Below are 24,875 nucleotides of genomic sequence, written 5' to 3'. Positions count from 1 at the left end.
GGAGTTCTGGCACTATGAATCACTGGTATTCAGTCCTTTTTTCCTCATTGCGAATAGAAAACTGGGATGAGGAGTACACTGTTTTCCAACTAGCCTCTGGAAAAACGCATTTTCTGAACGCAATGGGCTTGCAAATCCTGGTCTTGCTTGACCAGGCGCCTGCGACACTTGATACCGTTTGCATCAAACTGGCCGAGTCATTTGCCGTAACCAATGATGCTCGGTTTCGGCAACAAATTGCTTCCACCTTGCAGCGTTACGAGGCGTTGGGACTGATCGCAAATGCCCGGAACGCTCCTTTGTGAGAATCGGCGAACTTTCTTTCGGACAATTCCGGGCCAGGCTGGCTGGCGAGGGATTGCGGGCGGGAATCGGTCCGTTCAATATCCACATCCAGACCCGACTCATGTCGCTGGTCAAAAATCTTTATACTTTGTATGCGCTGTATCCGTTGGCAGACGGTGAGCTGGCCGAGTTTCATGCCCGGGTGGTGCCCAAATATTCTCTGCGGCGTCCGTTCACGCCTTTCATTAGCTTTCTGGTCGACAATCAGGCGCCATTTCCGGCAGCGCCGGCGGCGCATGCGCTGCCCACCCTGGAATGGGGGATCAATCTGGCGATTGCCCTGCGCATCAATCATCTGCTGCTGTTTCATTCTGCGGCCGTGGAACGTAACGGTCATGTTCTGTTGCTGCCAGCCTGGCCCGGGAGCGGGAAGACGACGTTGTGCACGGCGTTGATGCATCGTGGTTACCGCCTGTTTTCCGATGAGTTTGGATTGATGGCGCCGCAATCTGCGCAATTCATGCCGATTCCCCGGCTGATGCCGCTCAAGAATCAGGCGATTGATGCTATTCGTAAATTTCTGCCGGAAGCGGTGTTGGGGCCGGAAATTCACGGCACGCAGAAAGGCACGGTCGCGCATGTGCGCCCATCTGAAGAAAGCATTGCGCGCATGCATGAGCCCGCCCAAGCGCGCTGGATTGTGTTTCCGAAATGGGTGCCCAATGCCGCGCTGCGGCTGGAATCGCTGCCCCGTTCCGAAGCATTCCTGCTGCTGGCGAGCAATGCTTTCAACTACGAGATGCTGGGAGAAAGCGCGTTCGATGCTGTTACCCGACTGGTGCGTAACTGTGAGTGCCGCCGACTGGTGTATTCGGATTTCGACAGCGCCCTGGCAGCACTCGACCGGTTGACCGATGACTGAGCATTTTTCCTCTCACCATCAACTGCTGCTGACAGCCCTGCGTGATCCTCGGGCGCTCACCGCTTATAGTATCGAGGAATGGGAGCTGTTGCTGCGGCTGGCCCGGCGCGTGAAGCTGCTCGGCTACCTGGCAGTCAGACTTGACGAACACAATTTGCTGGAGGTGATTCCGGCACGTGCCGCCAATCTGATACGCTCGGCTTTGATCCGGACCCGGAAATTCCAGCAACTGGCGCGCTGGGAGTTGGATCGTGTCCAGTGGGCGCTGCAGGATGATGCATCGTCCCTCATTGTGCTCAAGGGCATGGCCTACCTGCTGGCGGATTTGCCGATTGCCCGTGGCAGGCTGTTCGCCGATGTGGATCTGCTGGCGCCCAAGGGTAGTCTGCCTGGCATCGAGGCTACCTTACTGCAGAAAGGCTGGCGTCATCATCAAAATCTGACATCCTACGATGAGCGCTATTATCGTGAGTGGAGCCATGAATTGCCGGCCTTTGTGCACCGGGAGCGGGAAACCGAGGTGGATATCCACCATACGTTGGTCTCGCCTCTGGGCAAGCTCAAGCTGGATGCCACCGCTTTTAGGCAGGCGGCCATTCCGTTGGAAGGCGGGTGGTGTGTATTATGCCCGGAAGATATGACCCTGCATTGTGCGCTCAATTTATTCCAGAATAATGAGCTGGCGGATGATCTGCGGCATTTGCTGGATTTACACGAAATGTTGCAGTTTTTTAGCGACGGTCAGCCGCTATTCTGGCAAAAACTGGTGGATCGCGCCAACCAACTCGGATTGGGGTGGCCGCTGTTTTACGGCCTTTATTTCAGCCGCTTGCTTTTTCAAGCCACGCTGCCGGAGGGGCTGGAAGAAAAGCTGCATCAGCGGCCTGGCAGGCTGGCGCGCCGAGTGATGCGCGCTTGCGTACCGCTGGCTTTGTTGCCTCTGGATCCGGACAAGCCTTCGAGGCGTGCCGGCCTTGCCCGCTTGTGGCTTTATTGGCGAAGCCATTGGCTGCGCATGCCGTTCTCTGTGCTGTTGCCGCATCTTGCTTACAAATCTTATTTGTCGATTTTTCTGGGCAAGCCTGCAGAGAACAGACAGGCAAACCGGTGAATGTCAACACGTCCGAGCGCAGAGCGCATCCCTTGCACCCTATTGAAACAGAAAATGGTTCAACGGCATATTACAGTAAAAACAATGTTGCCAATCCAAGGAAGATGAAGAAACCACCGCTGTCGGTTACTGCGGTAATCATGACGCTCGAACCAAGTGCGGGATCGCGCCCGAGCTGCTTGCGTACCAATGGGATGAGCACGCCAACCAGCGCGGCCAACAGGAGATTCAGCAGCATGGCCAGCGCCAGCACCAGGCCCAGCTGTGCGTTCTGATAAATGATATAGGCAATAAACCCAATGACGCTTCCCCAAACGATGCCATTGACGATGCTGACGCCGATTTCCTTGGTAATCAGTTTGAAGGTGCTGTCCTGATTGACTTGGCCCAGCGCAATGGCACGTACGATCATGGTGATGGTTTGATTGCCCGAATTGCCGCCGACCCCGGCGACGATAGGCATTAATGCGGCCAAAGCCACCAGTTTCTCTATCGAATCCTCAAACAGGCCGATCACACGCGACGCGATGAAGGCTGTGACCAGGTTAATGGCAAGCCATGCCCAGCGGTTTTGGACGCTTTTCCAGATCGGGGCGAACAGATCTTCTTCTTCGCTCAGGCCGGCCTGGTTCCGGGCCTCATAATCAGCGCGTTCGCGCATGAAATCAATGACTGCGTTGACCGTGACCCGGCCCAGGAGCTTGCCGTCAGGCGTGACCACCGAAGCGGATACCAGATCATAGCGTTCAAAGGCCTGTGTGGCTTGTTCGGCTTTGTCATCGGGGTGAAACTTGACCATTTCCCGTTTCATGACCTCAACTACAGCCGTCTCCGGATCGCTGACCAATAACTGGTTTAGCAGCAAGACGCCTTTCAGATGTTCGTCGCGATCCACCACGAACAGTTGATCGGTGTGATCGGGAAGCTCGCCCAGGCGGCGCAGATAGCGCAATACGACTTCAATGCGCACATCCTCGCGCACGGTAATGACATCGAAATCCATCAATGCGCCGACTGCGTCCTCAGGATAGGACATGGCAGCCCGCAAATGTTCGCGTTCCTCCATGGGTAGCGAACGGAACACGTCCTCCATGACGTAGCTGGGCAGATCCGGTGCCAGATCGGCAATTTCGTCGGCATCGAGCTGTTCCGCCGCAGCAACCAGCTCCTTGCTGTTCATGTCTTCGATCAGTGTTTGGCGTACCGCGTCGGAGACTTCGAGCAGGACTTCCCCGTCATGCTCCGCCTTCACCAGTCCCCAAACAATCAAGCGATCATCGAGCGGGAGGGCTTCCAGAATATGCGCAATATCGGCAGGGTGCAGTCTGTTAAGCATGTTCTGCAGGCTGGCGAGATTCTGTTTTTGTATGACGGATTCAACCAAATCCGGACGAGGTGTATCTTGCAGGCGCACTAATCCGTCTACCAGCTTATATTTGCGCAGCAGGTAAATGACTTTTTGCAGTTTGTCTTCTAGGTTTTCGTTTTCGTGATTCTCTGCTGTCATGAAAGAAACTAGTAGTCGTCGAGATTAGGGGGCAGTGGAGAAAGCATGCGCTGTGATGCTTGTACCGAGCGCATCAGTATAGATTCTGCCGCGTGTGCCGGTTAGCGAGATGTACACCCAGGGAGTTTGTGACCTGGCATCCATGCGGCAGGTCTTGTCATCGTGCTCTTGTCGCATGATCCAGCGCGCTTCGCTACTATTGCTTGTCAGGCCAGAAGCTGATGCCAGACAGCCAAGAGCGCACAGAACATCCGCGAAAGAGAGAATCTAGCATCCGCTAAAATATTCTATCACGGAACCTTGGCAGCGCGCATGCGCGCCAGAATGATGCGCGTTTTGCCGAGTAGTTTTGGTGCGTTGCGGTGGGCATCGTAGTAACGTGGGTTGGGTATCATTGCCGCGAGCCAGGCCGCCTGTCTGGTAGTAAGAGATGAGGCCGGGACTCCGAAGTAGTGCTGGGCAGCGGCGCCGGCTCCGAATACACCTTCTCCCCATTCAATCACATTCAGGTAGATTTCCAGGATCCTTTGTTTTGAAAGCAATTCTTCTATCATGAGGGTGATGATCGCTTCCTGGAGTTTGCGCCATAGCGTTTTTTTATCCGATAGAAACAGGTTTTTGGCAAGCTGTTGACTGATGGTCGAGCCGCCGGCCGCCCATTTGCGTTGTTTGAGGTTTTTTTTCCAGGCAGTTTGGATGGCATCGAAATCAAATCCCTGGTGTTGCAGAAACCGGCCGTCTTCGGATGCGATCACCGCGCGTTTGAGATGATCCGAAATCTGTGCGTAGGTCACCCACTGATGACGCAATCCGGCATCAGGATTCTGTTGACGCAGAACGGCCAGCCGATTCTCCATGAAAGCGCTGGAAACGGGATTATGGGTGCGCCAGTAAACAATGTGTAACAGGAACCAGACTTGGTAGAGCAGGGCGCACGCCAGCAGAAATAACACTGTTCGCAGCAGCCATCGGCTGAGCCATCCTGAACGATGCGCGGACAGGCGGGGAGCCTTTGCAGCACTCACGAGGCATGGTGCAACTTGTCCCGGAGCTGCTTGATGACTGTTTGTGTTTCTGGACGGATGCCGCGCCACAGGAAAAAGGATTCGGCTGCCTGTTCGACCAGCATGCCTGTTCCATCCGCCAGGTGCTGAGCCCCTTGGGCCTGGGCAAATATCAGAAATGGGGTCGGCTTACTACTGTAAAGCATGTCGTAAGCAAGCGCAGTGGTTTTAAACAATCCCGCTGGCAGGGGAGGAAGCGCGTCTTGCAGACTGGCTGAGGTGGCGTTGATCAGGATGTCGAAATCCGCCCCGGCAAAATCCTGGTAATGGCCGGCCGCAATGTTGCCGTGACCGGCAAATTGCTGTTGCAGCGCCAGTGCCTTGGCAGGGGTGCGATTGGCAATTGCCAGTAACGCGGGGTGTTGCTGAAGTAGCGGCAAAATGGCGCCATGGGCGGCGCCGCCTGCGCCCATCAGCAAGATGCGCTTGTGCGCGATCGGAATACCACGGTTGATTTCGATATCACGGACTAATCCAGCGCCATCGGTATTGTCGCCCAGAATCATGCCGTTTGCCCTGAATTTGAAAGTATTGACGGCTTGCGCGGCCTTGGCGCGATCGGTCAGTTGAGTGGCTAGTGCATAGGCTTCCAGCTTGAAAGGGACGGTGATGTTCATACCTTTACCGCCCTGCTGCTGAAAGGTTTTGACTGTTTGAACGAAACCGTCCAGCGCTGCCAGGATGGCTTCATAGCGCATGATCTGGCCGGTTTGCCGCGCAAATTCATGCTGAATGAAGGGCGACTGGCTATGTTTGATGGGGTTGCCGATGACGGCGTAAGTATCAGTCATTCTGGTGGCCTCGGCTGAATGTATCGGAATATGCAGAATGCATGGTGCGGAATCTGGCGGCCGGATTGGTTCATTTGCTCAATAGCTTGTCTGCCCGCGAAAAGACCCAGGTGCGGGTAATATGCAAAATATCGGTATCGCGTTTGATGTCTGGAGGAAAGGGGGCGAAGCCATTGCGTGCAGCGAGCCTGACAATCCGGATGGCGGCATCATCCAGTATCTGTATGCCTGATGAGCGGTCGATGCCTATCGATTCCAGACTGCCGTCAGAACGGATGCCTACCGTCAGTTGCAGACTGCCGTAAAGTTTTTCTTTCCTGGCGGCTTCCGGGTAGTTCAGATTGCCGATACGCTCGACTTTGAGGCGCCAATCCTCCAGATAGCGGGCGAAACGATATTCACGCGTACGGGCGCCAATAAATTTGCGCTTGGGACGCTTCTGGTAAGCTTCGTGCTCCTTGGCGATTTGTGCTTCCAGGCGAGCAATTTCGCGGCTGCGTTGCAGTAAATCGGTATTTTTATCCGGGCTGGCTGGTTGTGCTTGCGCAGATTTGGCCTGGGGAGGTGTTTGCACAACAGTGGTTGCGTTCTCGGCCGCTGTCAACAGCTTCCTGACTTCTTTTTCCAGCTGCTGGGTTTTCTGTTCGGCCTCGGCGAGCTCGACCACCGGCTTGACGCCAGGCAATACCGGAAGCGGCGTTTTGGCACGCCGGTCCTCATCAATGTTGCCGCCTCCGTCGAGGTTGGCCTGGGCCAACACATGGGTGTCGACCGGTTTGGATCCGGATTGGCTATTGACCAGAATCACATCTATTGATTTGGCCACCTTGGTAGATGTTGGCTCGGGAAGCTTGAACGATACGCTCAGCAGGATGAATGCATGGAGTATCAGGGACAGCAGCAGTGCAATATAAATCTTGCGATGTTGCCGAGCTGAATCATTCACAATATCCGTATGCAACATAGGGTGTTAATTTTCACTTTTACTGCGGAAAGTGGCGTTCAATGAGCGTTCGATTAAATCGATTTGTGAAATTTCCAATACGACTGCTGTCCCGGGCGCCAGATCCGGCAGCGAGGGAACCCGGATCGTCAATGGCAAGCGATCAAGTCTAACCAGATTCTCTTTGATGACCACAGCGTCAGCGATATGGATATTTTCCTGCAATAGCCAGCGCAGGCACCAATAACGCTCCATGCCGCGCTGAAACTCCGCATAAGTCGCGTAAGCCAATTCGAAATCCCGCATGGCGATTAATATCGCATCACTGTCCCGGGTGTAGGGGGGAGGCGTTTCGGATACAAACGCGATCAGCTGACGCTGGTTGATGAGATCAACATAGCGGCGCATGGGCGAGCTGCTCCAGGCATATTGCGATACGCCCAGGCCTTGATGCGGAGCGGGAGAGAGGCTCATTCTGACCTTGCCGTTACCCTGGCTGCGATAAATGCCCGCGAGCCCCGCATCCGCAAGCTGTTTGCCCCATTCGGCATTTGCGAAAATCATCAGTTCCGACACCACTCTGTCGATGGGTGCCCCGCGGCGGCGTTCGTAAATCATGACATGATCTTGCTCAACAACAAAACTATAATCGACTTTATCGCTGTTGCTATCCTGTTCCTTGCCGCGCAGTTTTTCCATTTTGCAAGCAAAATTCCAGAGCAACTGAAGTTCACGGGCAAAAGGATAATCCAGTTGATTGTCTCTGAGCGTGTCCTCGTTGAATTGCTGTTCGAGGGTATCGTGGCGCAAATTGGTGGATACCTGGATGGTCTCGATCTTGCTGAAGGTCTCGGTGACGGTAAAGTCATCTGCAACATTAAGATAAAGCGAAAGCACTGGGCAGCGGCGTGATTCACCCAATGTGTAATGCTGAATTACTTCCTCGGGCAGCATGGTAATTTTATGACCAGGCAGATAGACCGTCGATAAACGTCTGGCAGCTGCTTGGTCGAGATTGGATCCCGGCGTGATGCCCAATGCGGGCGCAGCGATATGGATCCCGATCCGGAAACTGCCATAGCTCAGCGGGGTGACTGAGAATGCGTCGTCGATTTCGGTGGTGGCTGCATCATCGATACTGAATGCAGTGACATCTGCCAGCGGCAAATCTTCCAGGTCGGTTCTGATGAAATCTGCAGCATGCGGATCAAACGCGGTCCCTTCTGGGAAGTGCTCATACACGAACTGATTGAAATGATAATCATGGGCTGACGGAATCGCGCCGCATTCCTTCAGCAGTTTGGGTACACTTAATTTGGTGGCATTGCAGGCTGACTCAAGCGCTTTCCATTCAATTGTATTTTTGTCGGGCCGGTAAAGCAGATCGTTCACGAGCGGCTTGAATGCATCCGGAAGCTTGAAGGCCGTCAATTGTTCCACATAACTCGCCTGTTTTTCCGCAGCCAGGCGTTTTTTTTCCTGACTGGCCAGCGCCGCCTGCAAAATTTCCGGTGGCGCAGCCTTGTAGCGGCCGTGCCCCTTTCTGTGGAAATAGATCGGGTGGCTGTTCAGCAGCATCATGACGGCGGCGATTTCCACAGGGCTGGGTGTATGGCCAAAATATTCGGTCGCCAGATCGGCGCCAGTAAATTCCTGGTTCTCCTCACAACATTCCCAGAGGAAATCTACATCCAAGTCATCGACGATCTCTTGTGCCTGCTGCATGAATTCGCACAGAGACGGCGTTTCAAAGCGTAGCAGTACCGCGGCCGCTTTGATTTTCGAGCGCTTGCCATGCATGGCTTCAATTTGTAGCGAGGTCGTATTGTCGGCAAGTATACCGCCAACCTTGAAGCCCCCGGCTTCTTCATAAAAAACGTTCACCAAATCAATCCTCAGGGCGGGCCAGAAATGCAGGTATGTGAGTCATTGTGTTAATAATATGATGCTGACGCGAGTTTAATTCAAAAGATAGATCATAGCGGGAGTGGCGTTGTTCGCAAGGTCGATTGCAGCGGCTGAAACATGCCGAATTCACCCGTGCGCGCGGAGTGAAAAGAAATCCTGCCGTTCATGTTAACATAATGGCCATGAGACAAAAAAATCCATAATGGCAAAAGGGCGTCGGCTGTTTGCAAGTGCAGAATGGTCCTGCATGGCCGACATCGAGGCAGGGCGCGGCCTCGGGATGGATTGCCAGGACATTGGGAGTAAGTGGCGGCTATGTTAAACGGAAACAAACGGATGATCGGGGCGAAATGCGCTTTTGAAGCGAATGTTCCAATTATGAATGGCTTTGCCGCCTATTTCAATGATGTCCTTTTTTTGCAGGTCAGTTTCTATGAAACAATGATCAGCGTCTCCTGAATTAAGTAAACTACTGCATTTTTCTAAACTCCAATCTCATTCTAAGCTGATGGTAAGAACGCGTTTTGCTCCCAGTCCCACTGGCTATCTTCATATTGGCGGTGCACGCACCGCCCTATTTTCCTGGGCATTCGCCCGCAACCAGGGCGGAAAATTCATTCTGAGAATAGAGGATACCGATCTTGAGCGCTCCAGCCAGCAATCTGTGCAAGCCATTCTTGATGGGATGGCCTGGCTCGGTCTCGATTATGACGAAGGGCCCTATTATCAAATGGAGCGCTTGAACCGCTATCAGGAAGTCGCTGAGCAGCTTCTGCAGCATAATCTCGCTTATTATTGCTATGCCAGCAAGGAAGAACTTGATATCTTGCGGGAACAGCAGCGTGCAGCTGGTCTCAAACCCCGTTATGACGGGCGCTGGCGTGACAGCAACCAGTCTCCTCCGGCAGGGGTCAAGCCGGTGATTCGCTTGAAAACGCCCCGGGAAGGGCATGTGGTGTTCAATGATCTGGTCAAGGGTAAAGTCGCTGTGGCCAATCACGAGCTGGATGATTTGGTGCTGGTGAGAAGCGACGGCACTCCGACCTATAATTTTGGTGTGGTGCTCGACGATCTGGATATGGGCATTACGCATGTCATCCGGGGTGATGATCATGTCAATAATACGCCCCGGCAGGTCAACATCCTGAAAGCACTGGGTGCGTCCATTCCTGAATATGCGCATGTGCCGATGATCTTGGGGGCCGATGGCGAGCGGCTTTCCAAGCGGCATGGTGCCGTCTCTGTGACGCATTACCGCGATCAGGGCTATTTGCCGGAAGCGCTGATCAATTACCTGGCCCGTTTGGGCTGGTCGCATGGAGACGAAGAAATCTTCAGTCGTGGACAGTTGATTGAATGGTTTGATCTGGCTGCAATTAATCGTTCGCCTGCAAAATTCAATCCGGAAAAACTAGGCTGGCTGAATCAGCAATATATCAAGGTGGCAGATGATGCGCGTCTGGCGGCATTGGCTATGCCTTTTCTAAAAGTAAGAGGATGCGATCCGGCGGGTGACCCTGATTTGGCCAGGATTATGCATCTATTGAAAGAGCGCGTAAGCACCATCGAGGAATTGGCTGATGCAGCGGTTTATTTTTTTCGACCGATCGAGCCAACCGAAGAACTTAAATCACGCCATTTCAAGGCCGGGATCTATCCGGCTCTGCAGCATTTGATCAGTCAACTTGCTTCGATTGAATGGAAACGGGAGGCCATTCATGGCGAGATCAAGGAAACTATTGCCCGGCATGGCCTGAAATTTCCAAATCTGGCCATGCCGCTGCGCGTGATGGTGACGGGCGAAGTGCAGACACCTGCCATTGATGCGGTGCTGGAGCTGCTTGGGAGAGAAGAGACGCTGAAACGCATGCAGCATCAACTCGACATGTTTCCAAAGTGACATGTAAGCCTGAACCACAGATTGTGGACCACACTGAGATGTTTATAACACGCTGCTTTTTATTTTTTGCTGCGTTGCAATGCGTCTTGCAATTCGATACCGCTGTTTGGCTGGAGGGCGTGTGAGCATTTCCGGCAGTTTTCTCCAGATCCGGACCCTGTTTGTCATGGTTTCTGGTTAACGTTACGTCTTAATACAATTTTTAAATCTGCGCTCCTCAGTTAACAGCTCCATCAAGCGGCAACAACATAAATTTATCCTTTGCGGAAAATGCTCAGGCTAGCTTGCAAGTGTGCTGGATACAGTGAGGATTCACGATCTGGCAGATCCAGGGTTGTCTGGCGATAGCTGGCAATACACATCTCCTGGCAGAGCATGATGTCTTGATCAGCGCCCGCAGTCTGCGCATGCCGGCCAGTCCGGCTGAGGAAGCTAAATTAAAAGGTTTTTTATGACAATGCATGAACAACGTACGGCTTTGCTTAAACAATTGCTTGCTGAGCGGATACTCTTGCTGGATGGCGCGATGGGGACGATGATCCAGAGCTACAAGCTGAGCGAGTCGGATTACCGGGGGGAGCGTTTTGCTGATTTTCCGCACGATCTCAAGGGCAATAATGATTTGCTGTCGCTAACCAGGCCGGACGTGATTCGTTCGATTTATCGTGCCTATCTCGAAGCCGGGTCGGATATCATCGAGACCAATACCTTCAGTTCCAATGCGCCGTCGATGGCCGATTACCACATGCAGGATCTGGTCTACGAGCTCAATCTGACTGGTGCGCGTTTGGCATTTGAAGAGGCGCGGGCGATGGAGAGCAAATCGCCCGGTCAACCCCGTTTTGTGGCCGGGGTGATTGGCCCGACCACCAAAACGGCCTCTATTTCACCTGATGTCAATGATCCCGGCTTCCGTGCGGTTACTTTTGACCAGCTGGTCGACAGCTATTCCGAATCGGTGCGTGGGCTGGTCGATGGCGGGGTGGATATTCTGCTGGTCGAGACCATATTTGATACCCTCAATGCCAAGGCGGCATTGTTCGCCATCGATCAATATTTTGAGACCCATGGCATCCATCTGCCGGTGATGATTTCTGTCACGATTACCGATGCCTCAGGACGCAATCTTTCCGGGCAAACGCCGGAAGCTTTCTGGAATTCAGTGCGTCATGTGCAACCCCTGTCGGTCGGAATCAACTGCGCGTTGGGCGCAGAGCTGATGCGTCCTTATGTCGAGGAAATGTCGAATGTGGCCGAAGTGTATACCAGCGCACATCCCAATGCCGGTTTGCCGAATCCACTGGCGGAGACAGGTTACGATGAAACGCCCGAGTATACCGCGCGTTTGATCAAGGATTTCGCGCAATCAGGGTTTGTCAATATAGTGGGCGGATGCTGTGGGACAACACCGTCACATATCGCAGCCATTGCGCAAGCCATAGCTGGCGTACCCCCCCGCAAGCTGCCGGATTTGCCCAAGAAACTGAGGCTATCCGGGCTGGAGCCACTCAATATCGACGAAGATTCGCTGTTTGTGAACGTCGGGGAACGTACCAATGTGACCGGTTCCAAAGCCTTCTCACGCCTGATTCTGAACGACAATTATGCCGAAGCGCTGGCCATCGCGCGCAGTCAGGTAGAAAACGGGGCGCAGATCATCGATATCAATATGGATGAAGCGATGCTCGATTCGCAGAAAGCGATGGTGACCTTTCTCAATCTGGTCGCAGCCGAGCCGGATATCAGCCGGGTGCCGATCATGCTGGATTCCAGTAAATGGTCGGTGATCGAAGCGGGCCTTAAATGCGTGCAAGGTAAGGCGATCATCAATTCCATCAGCCTCAAGGAAGGCGAAGCGGAGTTTCTGCACCATGCCAAGCTGGCGCGCCGTTACGGGGCAGCGGTGATCGTCATGGCCTTCGATGAGAGCGGGCAGGCTGATACCCTGCAGCGTAAAGTGGAGATTTGTACGCGGAGCTACCAGTTGCTGACTGAACAAGCTCACTTGGCGCCAGAGGATATTATTTTCGATCCCAATATTTTCGCCATTGCCACCGGTATCGAAGAGCACAACAACTACGCGCTCGATTTTATTCAAGCGGTTCAGATTATCAGAAAGACTCTGCCGTATGCCAAGATCAGCGGTGGCGTGTCCAACGTCTCATTCTCGTTTCGTGGCAATGAACCGATTCGTGAAGCGATACACACCGCGTTTTTATATCACGCCATCCAGGCTGGCATGACCATGGGCATTGTCAATGCCGGGCAACTGGGCGTCTACTCGGACATTCCTGCAGATTTATTGGAGCGTGTTGAAGATGTGCTGTTGAATCGGCGGCCTGATGCGACCGAACGGCTGGTGGAATTTGCGGAACATTTCAAAGGGCAGAAAAAAGAACAGGTCGAGGATCTTGCCTGGCGCGAGGAACCGGTGCGTCAGCGTTTGACGCATGCGCTGGTCAAGGGTATCAGTACCCATATCGTTGAGGATACCGAGCTTATCCGGCAGGAAATCGAGCAGCAGGGCGGCAAACCGATTGAAGTCATTGAAGGGCCGCTCATGGATGGCATGAACGTCGTGGGTGATTTGTTCGGAGCGGGCAAAATGTTTTTGCCGCAAGTGGTCAAATCCGCGCGCGTGATGAAGCAGGCAGTGGCTTATCTGTTGCCATATATCGAGGCTGAGAAAAAAATTTCCGGGGATAACAAGCCCAAAGGCAAGATTGTGGTGGCTACGGTTAAGGGGGATGTGCATGATATCGGCAAGAATATCGTGGCGGTGGTCCTGCAATGCAATAATTTCGAAGTCGTTAATATGGGGGTCATGGTGCCCAGCGCGAAGATTCTGGAAACCGCGCGCCAGGAAAAAGCCGATATTATCGGCCTGTCAGGATTGATTACCCCATCTCTGGAGGAAATGGCGCATGTCGCCAAGGAAATGGAGCGCGAAGGGTTTACCGTGCCACTGCTGATCGGCGGAGCGACCACCTCGCGCGTGCATACGGCAGTTAAAATTGCGCCGCACTACAGTGGCGTGACGGTATGGGTGCCCGATGCCAGCCGTGCCGTGGGCGTGTGCAGCAATCTGATGTCGCAGGATCTCCATGCCGGCTATATCGAGCAAGTCAAGGCCGAGCAGGAGAAAAACCGCGCGCAACACAAAAACAAGAAAGGGCCTTCCAAATTATTGTCACTTGAGGAGGCTCGGGCCAATGCATTCAAGACCGACTGGAAAGCGTGCGCGCCCCGGGAACCAAGTTTTTTGGGATTGCGGACCCTTAACAATTATCCACTGGAAACCTTGGTGCCCTATATTGACTGGACACCCTTTTTCCAGGCATGGGAGCTTTCGGGGCGCTACCCGGCGATCTTGCAGGACGAAATTGTCGGCGAGGCGGCCAGCAATCTTTTCCGGGATGCCCAGGCCATGCTCAAAAAAATTATCGAGCAAAAATGGCTGTCAGCCAATGCCGTGATCGGCCTCTTCCCCGCCAATACGGTTAACCAGGATGATATCGAAATCTATGCTGACCGGAGTCGTAGTCAAGTATTGATGACGTATCACACACTCCGGCAGCAAACGGTCAAACCTACTGGACGGCCTAATCTGGCACTGGCCGATTTCATCGCGCCACGCGAGACGGGGGTTGCGGATACGATAGGCCTGTTCGCGGTCAGCGCTGGTTTCGGTATCGACGAACGGGTGCAGGCTTTCGAATCCGCGCATGATGATTACAGTGCCATCATATTGAAGGCGCTGGCTGACCGACTGGCAGAAGCCTTTGCCGAGCATATGCATGCCCGTGTCCGCCGTGAATTCTGGGGATATGCGAGCGCGGAGGATCTTGGGAACGATCAGCTGATTGATGAACAATATCAGGGCATCCGCCCGGCGCCAGGCTATCCTGCATGTCCCGATCATACCGAGAAAGGGCCACTGTTCGCGCTGCTTGAGGCGGAGAAACGGACCGGCATCATCGTGACAGAGTCTTACGCAATGGTGCCGACCGCCGCAGTGTCCGGTTTTTATTTCGCACATCCGGCATCCTCTTATTTTGCGGTGGGAAAAATCGGCAAGGATCAAGTAGAGGATTATGCAAAACGAAAAGGTTGGACGCTGGAAGAAGCAGAAAGATGGCTGGCGCCGGCACTGGCTTATGAACGTTAAGCCCGGATTCTCCGGTGGGCGATCATGCTGCTGCCCATCCAACTGGGGAATCTGGGTGCAATTTGTCCAGAACGAACCAACTTGACTATGATTTGAGGGGTGAATTTGACGGCTGAATGGATAAATCCACTGCTGGTGGGGCTGGTTATTCTGTTTCTTCTACTGACCTTTGTGCGGGAATGGACCAAGCCGGATATCGCAGTGATTCTTGCAGTGGCGGCATTGCTGATACTGGGCCTGCTGGACAGCAACCAGGTGCTGAGTGTTTTCAGCAACAGTGCGCCGATTACGATTGCAGGGTTGTTTATCATCAGCGCGGCGCTTGAAAAGACGGGTTGTGTGGGTAAACTCGTGCAGTGGATAGGCGGGGCGGCAGGAAAGAGTGAACAGAAATTGCTGGCCATCATCATGCTCACGGCGCTGTTGGTTTCTCCCTTCATCAACAACACGCCAGTCGTGATGGTGATGATGCCTGCCATCATTACGATGGCCACGCGGCTGCAGGCAGCGCCTTCGCGTTTTCTGATTCCGCTTTCTTATGCGACGATCCTGGGCGGCATGATGACCATGGTCGGTACTTCGACCAATATTCTGGTCGATGGTGTCGCGCGCGATATGGGATTGGCCGCCTTCGGTGTTTTTGAAATTACCGTGCCAGCCGCCTTTCTTGGCCTGCTGGGGTGTTTGTTCATTTACTTTTTTGCGCCCAAAGTGCTGCCTGTGCGTGAAACGCTGGCCCAGCAGTTTGTCGGGATGAGCGACCGGGCCTTCATGACCGAACTGTTTGTGCCCGAGAACTCGAGGCTGGCGGGAAAAACCCTGGCTGAAGCCAAACTGGGGCAGGCGGGTGTATCCGTGCTCAAGCTATTTCGTGGCGATGAGATAATTTCCTCTCCGCTGGTTGACACCCGCCTGCAGGTTGGCGATCGGCTGGTGGTTCACAGCAAAAGCAGTGCGATGATGGATCTGCATTCGTCCGACCTGGTCGGGCTGCAGGGTAATGCGGGGCATGATCTTGAGACATTGCGGCGCAAGGATGCAATTGTCATCGAGGCGATTGTGGGCTCAAGTTCGCGTTATACACAACGGCCAATCCGTGATCTGGATTTGCTAGCACGTTACGGCATCCATTTGATTGCGGTGCATCGTAAAGATGCCAGTATCGGGGATGTGGTCGATGACTTTCAACTGCAGTTTGGTGATGTGTTGCTGGTGGAGGGCACGGCGACACAGATCAGGCGGTTTTGTGAGAATGGGGACTTGTTTGCATTGACGGAAGGCAAGGTGACAACGCCCCGTCAACATAAGGCGCCCATTGCCCTGGCTGTGATAGCGGGTGTCATGCTGCTGGCCGCTTTCAAAGTGATGCCGATCGAAGCGCTGGCAATCATAGGGGTGGCGGTTGTGCTGGCGACAGGCTGTATTCGTTCGGACGAGGCCTATAAAGCGATCGAATGGCCGCTGATCGTGATGATTTTCGGTATGCTGGCAATCAGTATTGCTATGCGCGAATCGGGCTTGGCCGATATGGTGGCAGGCTGTCTGTTATCGCTGGGCATTGGGCTGGATCCTTGGTGGATGTTGCTGGTGGTGATCTTACTGACTTCCACGTTGACTGAAATGTTAAGCAACAATGCCGTGGCTGTGTTGATGACACCGGTCGTGATCGGTCTTGCGCAACAAATGGGCGTTGATGCACGGCCTTTCGTGGTGGGCGTCATGTTTTCTGCCAGTATGAGCTTTGCGACACCGATTGGCTATCAGACCAATACGCTGGTGTATAGCGCGGGTAATTATAAATTCAGTGATTTTGCGCGATTAGGCTTGCCGCTCAACATACTGCTGGGATTAGGTGCAGCCTGCCTGATTCCATTCTTCTGGCCGCTGACGGGACCTTAATACCATTTTGGCCGGCGGCTGTGCCGGCATTCCGCAGGCTTGGCTGCGACAATTTGTCGCATTCTCAGCGCATGACTCTTGGGTGATAATGAGTTGCCATTTTTTCAGCACGCTTGACAAGCGTGCTGAAAAAATGGCTTTGCAAGCTGGCTCATTTACCCTGGAATTCCTGGTGGATCGCGATTTCACATTTGAAAGCCGTACATGCCAGCCTCTCAAACCGGGATTTTCAGGTTCACTTAAATTAGGTATAGCAATATGCTGCGACTGATTAAGGTGTTGATGCTCGTGTCAGGCTTGTCCTGCATGGTTTTGATCCGCAGTGATGCGCTCGTTCATGCCGGCAACAGCGCGCTGGTCATGGATAATCCTGCCGGAATAGGCGCAAGGTTGCCACGTTTGGCGCCATTGGCGGATGGTTCAACCTTGTTGAGTTGGATCGAGGATGATGAAGAGGGTCATATCTTGAGATTCGCCGTGCATGAGCAAGGTCGCTGGGTTAGACAGGGCGTCGTTGCGCACGGTCAGAACTGGTTCATTAATTGGGCTGACTTTCCTTCCGTGACGGCGATTGACGAGACTTTCTGGGTGGCGCATTGGCTGCTCAAAACGCCTGGTGGGGGCAGTTATGATTACGATATACAGCTGTCGTTTTCCAGGGATGCTGGCCAGACATGGAGCAAACCCCAAACGCCCCATCGGGATAACATCGCGGCGGAGCATGGGTTTGTGTCGATTTTCCCAGTCGAAGGGGGTGTGGGTATCATCTGGCTGGATGGACGAGCTTATAAACAATCACAGCCGGGCAAATTTGCATTGCGTTATGCACAACTCAATGACAACGGTGTGCTAGGACCGGAGGTAGTGATCGACGATGATACTTGCACTTGTTGCTGGACTGCGGCCGTTACTACCTCATCCGGGCCAGTCGTTGCCTGGCGCGGGCGACGTGCAGGGCAAGTCCGGGATCATTACACGGCTCGCATGATGGGGGATCGGTGGACGGCGCCTGCCGGACTCGGTGGCGAAGGCTGGTCGATCGACGGCTGTCCGGTAAATGGACCTGCCTTGGCGGCCAAGGACAATCAGGTAGTGGCTGCATGGTATACTGCACAGGGTGACCGCCCAAGGATTAGCGTGGCTTTTTCCAATGATGCCGGCCGACATTTTTCGAGAGCGATTGATGTCGATGCCGGCAAGCCTGTAGGCCGGGTGAGTCTGGCCTGGTTGGATCAGCAGACGGCGCTGGTGGCATGGCTGACCGCAGTGGACCGGGAGCATAAACAATCGTGGCTGGCCGTACGCAAGCTGACATCCGACGGCTTGATGGGCGCAGTCGTTCCTTTGGCGCCTGTCAGTGCCGGGCGTGGCGCCGGTGTGCCGCAGCTGGTTCGTAACCAGGCAGGATTTATGTTGGCGTGGACGGAGTCCACGCCCGAGTACCGAGTACGCACCATGCAGTTCTCCCCAGGGATCCTGGAATAATGTTTTGTTTCGATTGATTATCCTGGGAACCTCGTTTGGATGAGGTTCCCAGGATAATGCCAGGTCGGCGCTTGCTCGTCGTGCCGGGCTGCCCGTCTCTTGGTTTTATCCATCTTTTGGGTAGAACGGTTTTCTGCAATTTGTCATTGGCATGGCTTCCGGAATTATTTTCAGAAATGGCTTGCAATCCTCTGCGAAATCAGTGAAATTTCATGGTTATCGGCAATATGAGTCATCAGAAGCCGGTTTTTTTTAGACAATTTCATCAGGGAGGGTAAGAAATGCAATACAAGAGTATCGAAGAATTCAGAAACTATGTTGCAGACAGGAATCCGGGGCAGCCTGAGTTTCTGCAGGCCGTTACCGAGGTTATCGAGAGCCTGTGGCCGTTCATCACGGATAACCCACGTTACGCCGAGCATGGTTTATTGGACCGTTTGGTCGAACCAGAGCGCGTGATTATGTTTCGCGTGGCCTGGGTGGATGATCATGGCGATGTCAAAGTCAACCGCGGCTACCGTATCCAGCATAATTCAGCTATCGGGCCCTACAAGGGCGGGACACGTTTCCATCCCTCGGTCAATCTTTCCATTCTGAAGTTTCTTGCGTTTGAACAGACGTTTAAGAATGCGCTGACAACGCTGCCCATGGGCGGGGGCAAGGGCGGGTCGGATTTCGATCCCAAGGGCAGGAGTCCGGGTGAAATTATGCGCTTCTGCCAGGCATATGTGAGCGAATTGTTCCGGCATATCGGTTCGGATACCGATGTGCCAGCAGGAGATATCGGTGTGGGCGGACGGGAAGTCGGATACATGGCCGGGATGGTAAGAAAGTTGACCAATCGTTCCGATTGCGTGTTCACCGGCAAGGGGCTTAGCTTCGGCGGATCGCTGTTGCGACCGGAAGCGACAGGCTACGGTGTCGTCTATTTTGTCGAGGAAATGTTGAAGCATGCCGGCCGTTCTCTGGATGGCGCGCGTGTAGCGGTATCCGGTTCCGGGAATGTGGCGCAATATGCGATCGAGAAGGCCATGGCATTTGGGGCCAAAATTGTCACGATTTCGGATTCCAGTGGCAGTGTTGTCGACGAAGATGGCTTTACACCCGAGAAGCTGGCTGTGCTTGCGGAAGTCAAGAACCACCTTTACGGGCGGGTGAATGAATATGCCGAGCGGGTCGGCGCCAAGTTTCTGCCTGGCGAAAAGCCCTGGCATGTGCCAGTGGATGTCGCACTGCCCTGCGCGACTCAGAACGAAATCAGTGATGACGACGCGGCTATCTTGATCAAGCATGGCGTAAGCTGTGTGGCCGAAGGTGCAAACATGCCTTGTACGGCAGGGGCTGTGGCACGTTTTGAACATGCGAAAGTTATTTTCGCTCCGGGGAAAGCCAGTAATGCCGGCGGGGTTGCGACATCAGGCCTTGAAATGAGTCAACAGGCCATGCGGCTTTTCTGGACACATGAAGAAGTGGATATGCGATTGCAGGAAATCATGAGGGCCATTCATCAATCCTGTATCGATTATGGCACTAAAAACGATGGAAGCGTCAATTATGTGGATGGCGCGAATATTGCTGGTTTCGTCAAGGTTTCCGATGCAATGCGGGCTCAAGGTGTCATCTGACGGTGGATGAGCGGTTGTACGCTTCCCGGCATTGCATCAAACTGATCCGAGCAAATTGGTGATAACCTCTTTTATCCAGACATCGATGCATAATTTTCCCTGTAGGCTAAAGTGTGCAGCAAAGACAACCCCGGAGAAAACCGGGGTTGTCTTTGCTTGACGGCCGGAGATTGCCACAATCGAGCAGGTGGTGGATTGGGTGATGGTTTGTGTCATGGTTTTAACCGATGGATAGGTGATGAAAAAAATTCTAGCTGGATTTATGCTGATATTTTGGGTCGAGACGCTGGTTGCAGGTGTTGACGATGATTTTTTGGCGATCCGGGAAGCGTTCCGAGTGGGTGATGCGGTGCGTGTCGCCAAATATGCAGACCGCATGAAGCATCATGTGTTGTCGCCTTATGCTGAATACTTTCAGTTGCGTTTATCGTTGGAAGACAGCAATGTCAGTTCAATCAGAGCATTTCTGGCGCGACATGAGGGCAGCCTCGTGGCCGATAAAATGCGAGGAGACTGGTTGCGTTTGCTGGGAAAACGCCAGCACTGGGCAGTTTTTGCCGAAGAATATCCGAAACTGGTCAATCAGGATGATACGTTGAGGTGCTACGCCTTGCAGCATCGGCTACTCAACCAGGATGAGGCGGCTGTCGAGGCGGTGCGTGCACTCTGGCTGACGGGACGCAATATGCCGGATAGTTGCATCGCGACTTTCGATAAGCTGATCAAGGCTGGCAAAATATCGATAGAGGATGTCTGGTCCAGAATCAGATCGGCGCTTGAAGCCGGCAATACCGGTGTGGCTAAATATACAAACAAGTATCTGCCGCGTAACCTGGCGCTCAATTTACAAAAAGTCAACGCCGCAGCCAAGGATCCCAGGCACTTTTTCGACAAGCAGGCCAGCTACGGGTCGCGTGCTGAACGGGAGGTTGTATTGTTTGCGCTGCTGCGCCTGTTGCGTAGCGAGACCAATCAGGCTTTCGCACGTTGGCACAAAGTTCGCGATCGTTTTCCGGCAGTGGATCAATCCTATTTCATGGGTAATCTCGCATATTGGGCTGCGATCAGGCAGGATGAGCGGGCCCTAAACTGGTTTGCGGAGGCTACGCGCGGCAAACAGGTTTATCCGCTTTCCGATGTCAAATTGGCCTGGCAGGCCAGGGTGGTCCTGCGTGCGGGCAACTGGACATTGTTGCTGGACAGTATTGATCATATGCCGGACGAGATGCGCCAGGAAGATGTTTGGCGCTACTGGCGTGCGCGGGCGCTGAATACCACTGGCAAGCATGCAGAGGCCAACGCGTTGCTGGCGCCTTTAAGTCATGAACATGGCTTCTATGGACTGATGGCCAAGGAAGAGCTCGGCGCGATGTTCAGCGTGCCGGCAACTGCATATCAGCCCCGGCCGAATGAAGTCAGTGCCATGGAAAAAGTCCCTGGAATCCGCCGGGCCCTGGCGTTGTACCAACTGAATCAAAGGATCGAAGCAAATCGTGAATGGATCTGGACGATACAGGATTTCACGGATGAGCAACTGCTGGCAGCGGCCAGGGTAGCCCAGCGCCATGGCATCTATGACCGCGCCATCAATACGGCAATCAAGACAGTGTCACGCCATGATTTCAGTTTGCGTTATCTCGCACCTTACCGTGACCAAATGCGCGCGGTGCTACAGCAGCATCAGCTGGATGAAGCATTTGTGTACGGGCTTATCAGACAGGAAAGCCGGTTCATCGCGGATATCAAATCGGGTGCGGGCGCCATGGGTCTGATGCAGCTCATGCCGGCCACGGCCAAATGGGTGGCTGGCAAACTCGGGGTGAAGCATTTCAAGGTCAATGCGGTGACCGATATCAATACCAATCTGCAACTGGGTGCTTATTATCTGAAGCATGTGCTGACCCAGTTTGATGATCAGCCGTTATTGGCCGCTGCTGCCTATAATGCCGGCCCGGGCCGGGCAAAACGATGGCGGGATTCGACGCCGTTGGAAGGCGCAATCTACGCAGAAACGATTCCTTTCAATGAGACGCGGGATTATGTCAAGGTGGTGCTGAGTAATTCAATGTATTACGCCAGTCATTTCGAACATCAGCATCGGCCGACTTTGAAACAGCGACTTGGCATCGTCGCACCGAAAAATTAGTCATTTCATCTATGAAGGTTTATCGAGTAGGGGGTTCCGTACGGGATGAATTATTGGGACTGCCGATAAAAGATCACGACTATGTCGTGGTGGGGGCGACACCGGAAAAAATGGTGCAACTGGGTTACCGCCCGGTGGGCAAGGATTTTCCGGTGTTCCTGCACCCCGGAACGCAGGAACAATACGCGCTGGCAAGAACCGAACGCAAGATTTCCAGGGGCTACAAGGGGTTTGAGGTCTACGCCGCGCCGGATATCACATTGCAGGAAGACCTGGCCCGGCGTGATTTGACTATCAATGCCATGGCCAAGGACGAGGAGGGCAATATCGTCGACCCCTTTGGAGGGGTTGCCGATCTGCAGGCCGGTATTCTGCGTCACATAGGTCCAGCGTTTGTCGAGGATCCTGTGCGCGTGTTGCGGGTCGCGCGTTTTGCCGCGCGTTTTGGGTTCCAGGTTGCGCCAGAGACGCTCGCGCTGATGAGCGAGATCGTGCATAACGGCGAGGCCGAAGCCTTGGTGGCAGAGCGTGTCTGGCAGGAGATTGCCCGTGGATTGATGGAGCGGCATCCATCGCGCATGTTTTATGTGCTGCGGGAATGCGGCGCGCTGGCGCGCATCCTGCCCGAAGTCAATGCCCTGTTCGGTGTGCCGCAGCCTGCGCAGGTGCATCCCGAGATCGATACCGGTCTGCATGTCATGATGGTCATTGATTATGCAGCCTCGCAGGACTATCCGCTTGAAGTTCGGTTTGCGGGATTGATGCATGATCTGGGCAAAGGCATCACGCCGCCCGATGAATGGCCGCGGCATACCGATCACGAAGCGCGGAGTGCGGCACTGGTGGCGGCGCTGTGCGAACGTATGCGGGTGCCTAAGGATGTGCGTGATTTTGCTTTATTGGTGGCACGTTACCATGGCGACGTGCATCACGCATTGGCGCTTTGTCCGGTCACGATAGCCGATATGCTGCAAGCAACTGATGCCTATCGCAAGCAAGAGCGCTTCAAGACATTCTTGCAAGCCTGTGCCAGTGATTTTCATGGGCGCCCTGGTTACGCAGAAAAAGCTTATCCGCAGTCGGAGCGTCTGAAACAAGCTTTCCTCGCTGCACATAGCGTCGATGCAGGGGCTATTGCCATGCAATTAGGCCGCCAGCACCCAAATGATCAAGCCTTGCCCAGGCTGATCAATCAACGCGTGCGCGAGGCGCGTATCGAGAAAATCAGATCGTTTCTTGACCCTGTGCCGCATCCCGCCCAATGAGCGCAGGATTGGCGTCTGGATGAGTATTTGACAATAATTCCGCCCGACCGTCAGAGAGGATGAATACCCGGTCTGCCGCTTGAATGACCGCAGGCTGATGGGAAACGGCGATGATTGTAAATTCTTGCGCCAGTTTTTGCAGTGTTTCACAAATGACGCGTTCGCTTTCTGGATCCAGCGCGCTGGTGGGCTCATCGAGCAATAACAATTTGGGCCGGTGGGCAAGCGCCCTGGCAATGGCAATACGTTGACGCTGTCCGCCCGAGAGCAATCCGCCTCGCTCGCCAACGATGGTATGAATGCCGTCCGGGAATGCGCTGATGAAATCCCAGGCACCAGCTTGTTTCAGCGCATGTTCCACATCTTCAATCTGGAGGGTGGGTTCGCCAACGATGATATTGTTCAGGATGGTATCGTGCAGCAATACAGTGTCCTGGGAGACATAGCCTATCATGTGCCGCCATTGGCGAAGATCAATGTTGTGCAGCGCGACACCATCGACCAGAATTTCACCCGATTTGGGTTCGGCCAGTCCACAGAGCAGATCGAGCAGCGTGCTTTTGCCCACTCCCGAAGAGCCAATCACAGCAGTAAAGGATCTGACCGGTACTTCGATACTCAAATCCTTGAAGATGGGTTTCCGGTCGTAATAAAAGGCGATATGGCGTAGACTCAGCCCCTGTTCCAAGGTTGGGGCCAATGTGCCGGTGGTGCGCTCGGCTTCTTTGCGCGCATCTTCGGCTGCATGACGCAGCGCCCAGTAGGCGCTTTCCTGAACTGCAAGTTGCTGGTAGCGGCGTTGCATCTTGTTGAGCAATCCCAGGGTTCTCGTCAGTAGAAATACCATGACCATGACTTCAGGCAACGAGAGATTCCAGACTATCAGCGCAATATACAGGCCGCTGGCGGTCAGGGCTGCGAGTATGGGTTCTTGCAGGGCAAGCAGTGCGGCCCGGTTCGTGACCTCCTTACGGGTGGCCTTTTCCAGTTGCTGGGTTTGATCATGCAAAATGGCATCGGCCACATTATCGCGGGCCATCGCTTTCAAGGATTTGACCGATCCCAGCACATCGGACAGATAAGTCAGCAAGTGACGCAGGAGTTGTGTCTGTTTCGCACCCGCCCGTTTGGTTGCCCTGACCAAGCGATGTAAGACCATGAACAGAGTCATGCCGATAATCAGTGAACCCAGTGTCGCTTCCCAGGATATGAACAGGGCAACGATGCTATAGACCAGGACCTCGATGGCCAGCGCCAAGACATTGACGCTGTGCTCAAAACCGTTGGCCGCCCGATAGGCTTCGGTCGCGACCGAATTGGCCAGTGCGCCGACGGGCTGGCGCAGGTAATATTGCCAGCGGCTGGCGAGCAGTGCCTCGATCAGATTCAACCGCAAAGCAGTCGCGACATGTGCCACCGTATGGCCCACCTGTCGATTGGTCAGAAGCAGGATGCAGCCTTTGACCAGCATCCCGCTGACGATGAACAATAGTATGAATTCCAGAGTGGGTTCGATGCCAACCCGATGGAAAATTTGAACGATGAATTTCCCAATATTGGAATCGATCGATTCTCCCACGGCAATGGAGAGCAGTGGCAGCAGTGCAGTCAGGCTGAGTGCTTCTGCGACGCCTGCCAGCAGTAGTGCAATCAGTACAAATGCACTACGCTTGGGAAAAACCATGATATACGTAATCAGAGTGCGCATGACGGGCGTGGAGGTTTGTTGACTATATTCAGAGGATTGGCCGGAATTCTACAGATATTTGCAGGAAAAAGCAGGCATGGCTGGCCCGTTGATGATTCGCTCATGGGGCGAGTATGACAATAACCGCTTATTCTTCTCATTGCAGTAT

18 protein-coding genes are annotated in these 24,875 nt (G+C 53.8%); 10 read left to right on the top strand and 8 right to left on the bottom strand.

All coding sequences use genetic code 11. From position 1 onward, the window contains the following. Positions 1 to 14 precede the first annotated feature (14 nt). From ABTW62_RS01495 to ABTW62_RS01485, 3 genes are read left to right on the top strand one after another with little or no spacing between them, the layout of a single operon-like run. Positions 15 to 305, top strand: a complete 291-nt coding sequence (locus ABTW62_RS01495; protein ID WP_430902809.1) for an HPr-rel-A system PqqD family peptide chaperone — start codon at positions 15 to 17, stop codon at positions 303 to 305. Continuing rightward, complete coding sequence (locus tag ABTW62_RS01490) at positions 302 to 1,207, top strand: HprK-related kinase A (protein ID WP_430902808.1); 906 nt, start codon at positions 302 to 304, stop codon at positions 1,205 to 1,207. Before ABTW62_RS01495 ends, ABTW62_RS01490 begins: the two co-directional genes overlap by 4 nt. Further along, positions 1,200 to 2,318, top strand: coding sequence for a nucleotidyltransferase domain-containing protein (locus ABTW62_RS01485; protein WP_430902807.1), 1,119 nt, complete (start codon positions 1,200 to 1,202; stop codon positions 2,316 to 2,318). Before ABTW62_RS01490 ends, ABTW62_RS01485 begins: the two co-directional genes overlap by 8 nt. A gap of 70 nt (positions 2,319 to 2,388) precedes the next feature. Here the strand turns inward: ABTW62_RS01485 and mgtE are convergent, their stop codons facing one another. From mgtE to ABTW62_RS01455, 6 genes are all read right to left on the bottom strand, one after another. Beyond that, the gene (gene mgtE, locus ABTW62_RS01480) at positions 2,389 to 3,825 is read right to left on the bottom strand and encodes a magnesium transporter (RefSeq protein ID WP_430902806.1); all 1,437 of its coding nucleotides are present in this window, start codon (positions 3,823 to 3,825) and stop codon (positions 2,389 to 2,391) included. A gap of 24 nt (positions 3,826 to 3,849) precedes the next feature. Beyond that, positions 3,850 to 4,002, bottom strand: coding sequence for a hypothetical protein (locus tag ABTW62_RS01475; protein ID WP_430902805.1), 153 nt, complete (start codon positions 4,000 to 4,002; stop codon positions 3,850 to 3,852). A 113-nt stretch (positions 4,003 to 4,115) separates the two neighbouring features. Then, a complete protein-coding gene (gene mtgA, locus ABTW62_RS01470; protein WP_430902804.1) occupies positions 4,116 to 4,850 on the bottom strand; it encodes a monofunctional biosynthetic peptidoglycan transglycosylase in 735 nt (244 codons plus the stop codon). Beyond that, the gene (gene aroE / locus ABTW62_RS01465; RefSeq protein ID WP_430902803.1) at positions 4,847 to 5,680 is read right to left on the bottom strand and encodes a shikimate dehydrogenase; all 834 of its coding nucleotides are present in this window, start codon (positions 5,678 to 5,680) and stop codon (positions 4,847 to 4,849) included. Before aroE ends, mtgA begins: the two co-directional genes overlap by 4 nt. Positions 5,681 to 5,750: 70 nt before the next feature. After that, positions 5,751 to 6,644, bottom strand: a complete 894-nt coding sequence (locus ABTW62_RS01460) for a TonB family protein (protein WP_430902802.1) — start codon at positions 6,642 to 6,644, stop codon at positions 5,751 to 5,753. 6 nt (positions 6,645 to 6,650) lie between these two features. Then, positions 6,651 to 8,507: a ribonuclease catalytic domain-containing protein gene (locus ABTW62_RS01455; protein WP_430902801.1), complete on the bottom strand. Its 1,857-nt coding sequence runs from the start codon at positions 8,505 to 8,507 to the stop codon at positions 6,651 to 6,653. A gap of 532 nt (positions 8,508 to 9,039) precedes the next feature. On the opposite strand from ABTW62_RS01455, the gene gltX reads away from it, so the two are divergent. The 5 genes from gltX (at position 9,040) to gdhA (ending at position 19,608) form a co-directional block, all read left to right on the top strand. Continuing rightward, positions 9,040 to 10,431, top strand: a complete 1,392-nt coding sequence (gene gltX, locus ABTW62_RS01450; RefSeq protein WP_430902800.1) for a glutamate--tRNA ligase — start codon at positions 9,040 to 9,042, stop codon at positions 10,429 to 10,431. A gap of 451 nt (positions 10,432 to 10,882) precedes the next feature. Further along, a complete protein-coding gene (metH, locus tag ABTW62_RS01445; RefSeq protein ID WP_430902799.1) occupies positions 10,883 to 14,599 on the top strand; it encodes a methionine synthase in 3,717 nt (1,238 codons plus the stop codon). 99 nt (positions 14,600 to 14,698) lie between these two features. Continuing rightward, complete coding sequence (locus ABTW62_RS01440) at positions 14,699 to 16,498, top strand: SLC13 family permease (protein ID WP_430902798.1); 1,800 nt, start codon at positions 14,699 to 14,701, stop codon at positions 16,496 to 16,498. A 258-nt stretch (positions 16,499 to 16,756) separates the two neighbouring features. Further along, positions 16,757 to 17,983 (top strand): hypothetical protein, encoded by a 1,227-nt coding sequence (locus tag ABTW62_RS01435; protein WP_430902797.1) that lies wholly within the window; start codon positions 16,757 to 16,759, stop codon positions 17,981 to 17,983. A gap of 281 nt (positions 17,984 to 18,264) precedes the next feature. Then, positions 18,265 to 19,608: an NADP-specific glutamate dehydrogenase gene (gene gdhA / locus ABTW62_RS01430; protein ID WP_430902796.1), complete on the top strand. Its 1,344-nt coding sequence runs from the start codon at positions 18,265 to 18,267 to the stop codon at positions 19,606 to 19,608. Between the two features lie 36 nt (positions 19,609 to 19,644). Here the strand turns inward: gdhA and ABTW62_RS01425 are convergent, their stop codons facing one another. After that, positions 19,645 to 19,824 carry a hypothetical protein gene (locus ABTW62_RS01425; RefSeq protein WP_430902795.1) on the bottom strand — a complete coding sequence of 60 codons (180 nt, stop codon included), beginning with the start codon at positions 19,822 to 19,824 and terminating at the stop codon, positions 19,645 to 19,647. Positions 19,825 to 19,846: 22 nt separating this feature from the next. Between ABTW62_RS01425 and ABTW62_RS01420 the strand changes: the two genes are divergently transcribed. Both ABTW62_RS01420 and ABTW62_RS01415 read left to right on the top strand, forming a co-directional pair. After that, entirely contained in the window at positions 19,847 to 21,754 is a 1,908-nt protein-coding gene (locus ABTW62_RS01420; protein ID WP_430902794.1) for a transglycosylase SLT domain-containing protein, read from the top strand. A gap of 11 nt (positions 21,755 to 21,765) precedes the next feature. Further along, positions 21,766 to 23,019, top strand: coding sequence for a multifunctional CCA addition/repair protein (locus tag ABTW62_RS01415; protein ID WP_430902793.1), 1,254 nt, complete (start codon positions 21,766 to 21,768; stop codon positions 23,017 to 23,019). On the opposite strand, the gene ABTW62_RS01410 is transcribed toward ABTW62_RS01415, so the two are convergent. Next, positions 22,979 to 24,727, bottom strand: a complete 1,749-nt coding sequence (locus ABTW62_RS01410) for an ABC transporter ATP-binding protein (RefSeq protein ID WP_430902792.1) — start codon at positions 24,725 to 24,727, stop codon at positions 22,979 to 22,981. The two genes, ABTW62_RS01415 and ABTW62_RS01410, sit on opposite strands and share 41 nt — an antisense overlap. Positions 24,728 to 24,875 lie beyond the last annotated feature (148 nt).

It is taken from the genome of Nitrosomonas sp. ANs5, assembly GCF_050584665.1.
GTDB lineage: Bacteria > Pseudomonadota > Gammaproteobacteria > Burkholderiales > Nitrosomonadaceae > Nitrosomonas.
The sequence above is the reverse complement of the archived record's forward strand: the minus strand, read 5'-3'. Positions and strand labels throughout refer to the sequence as shown.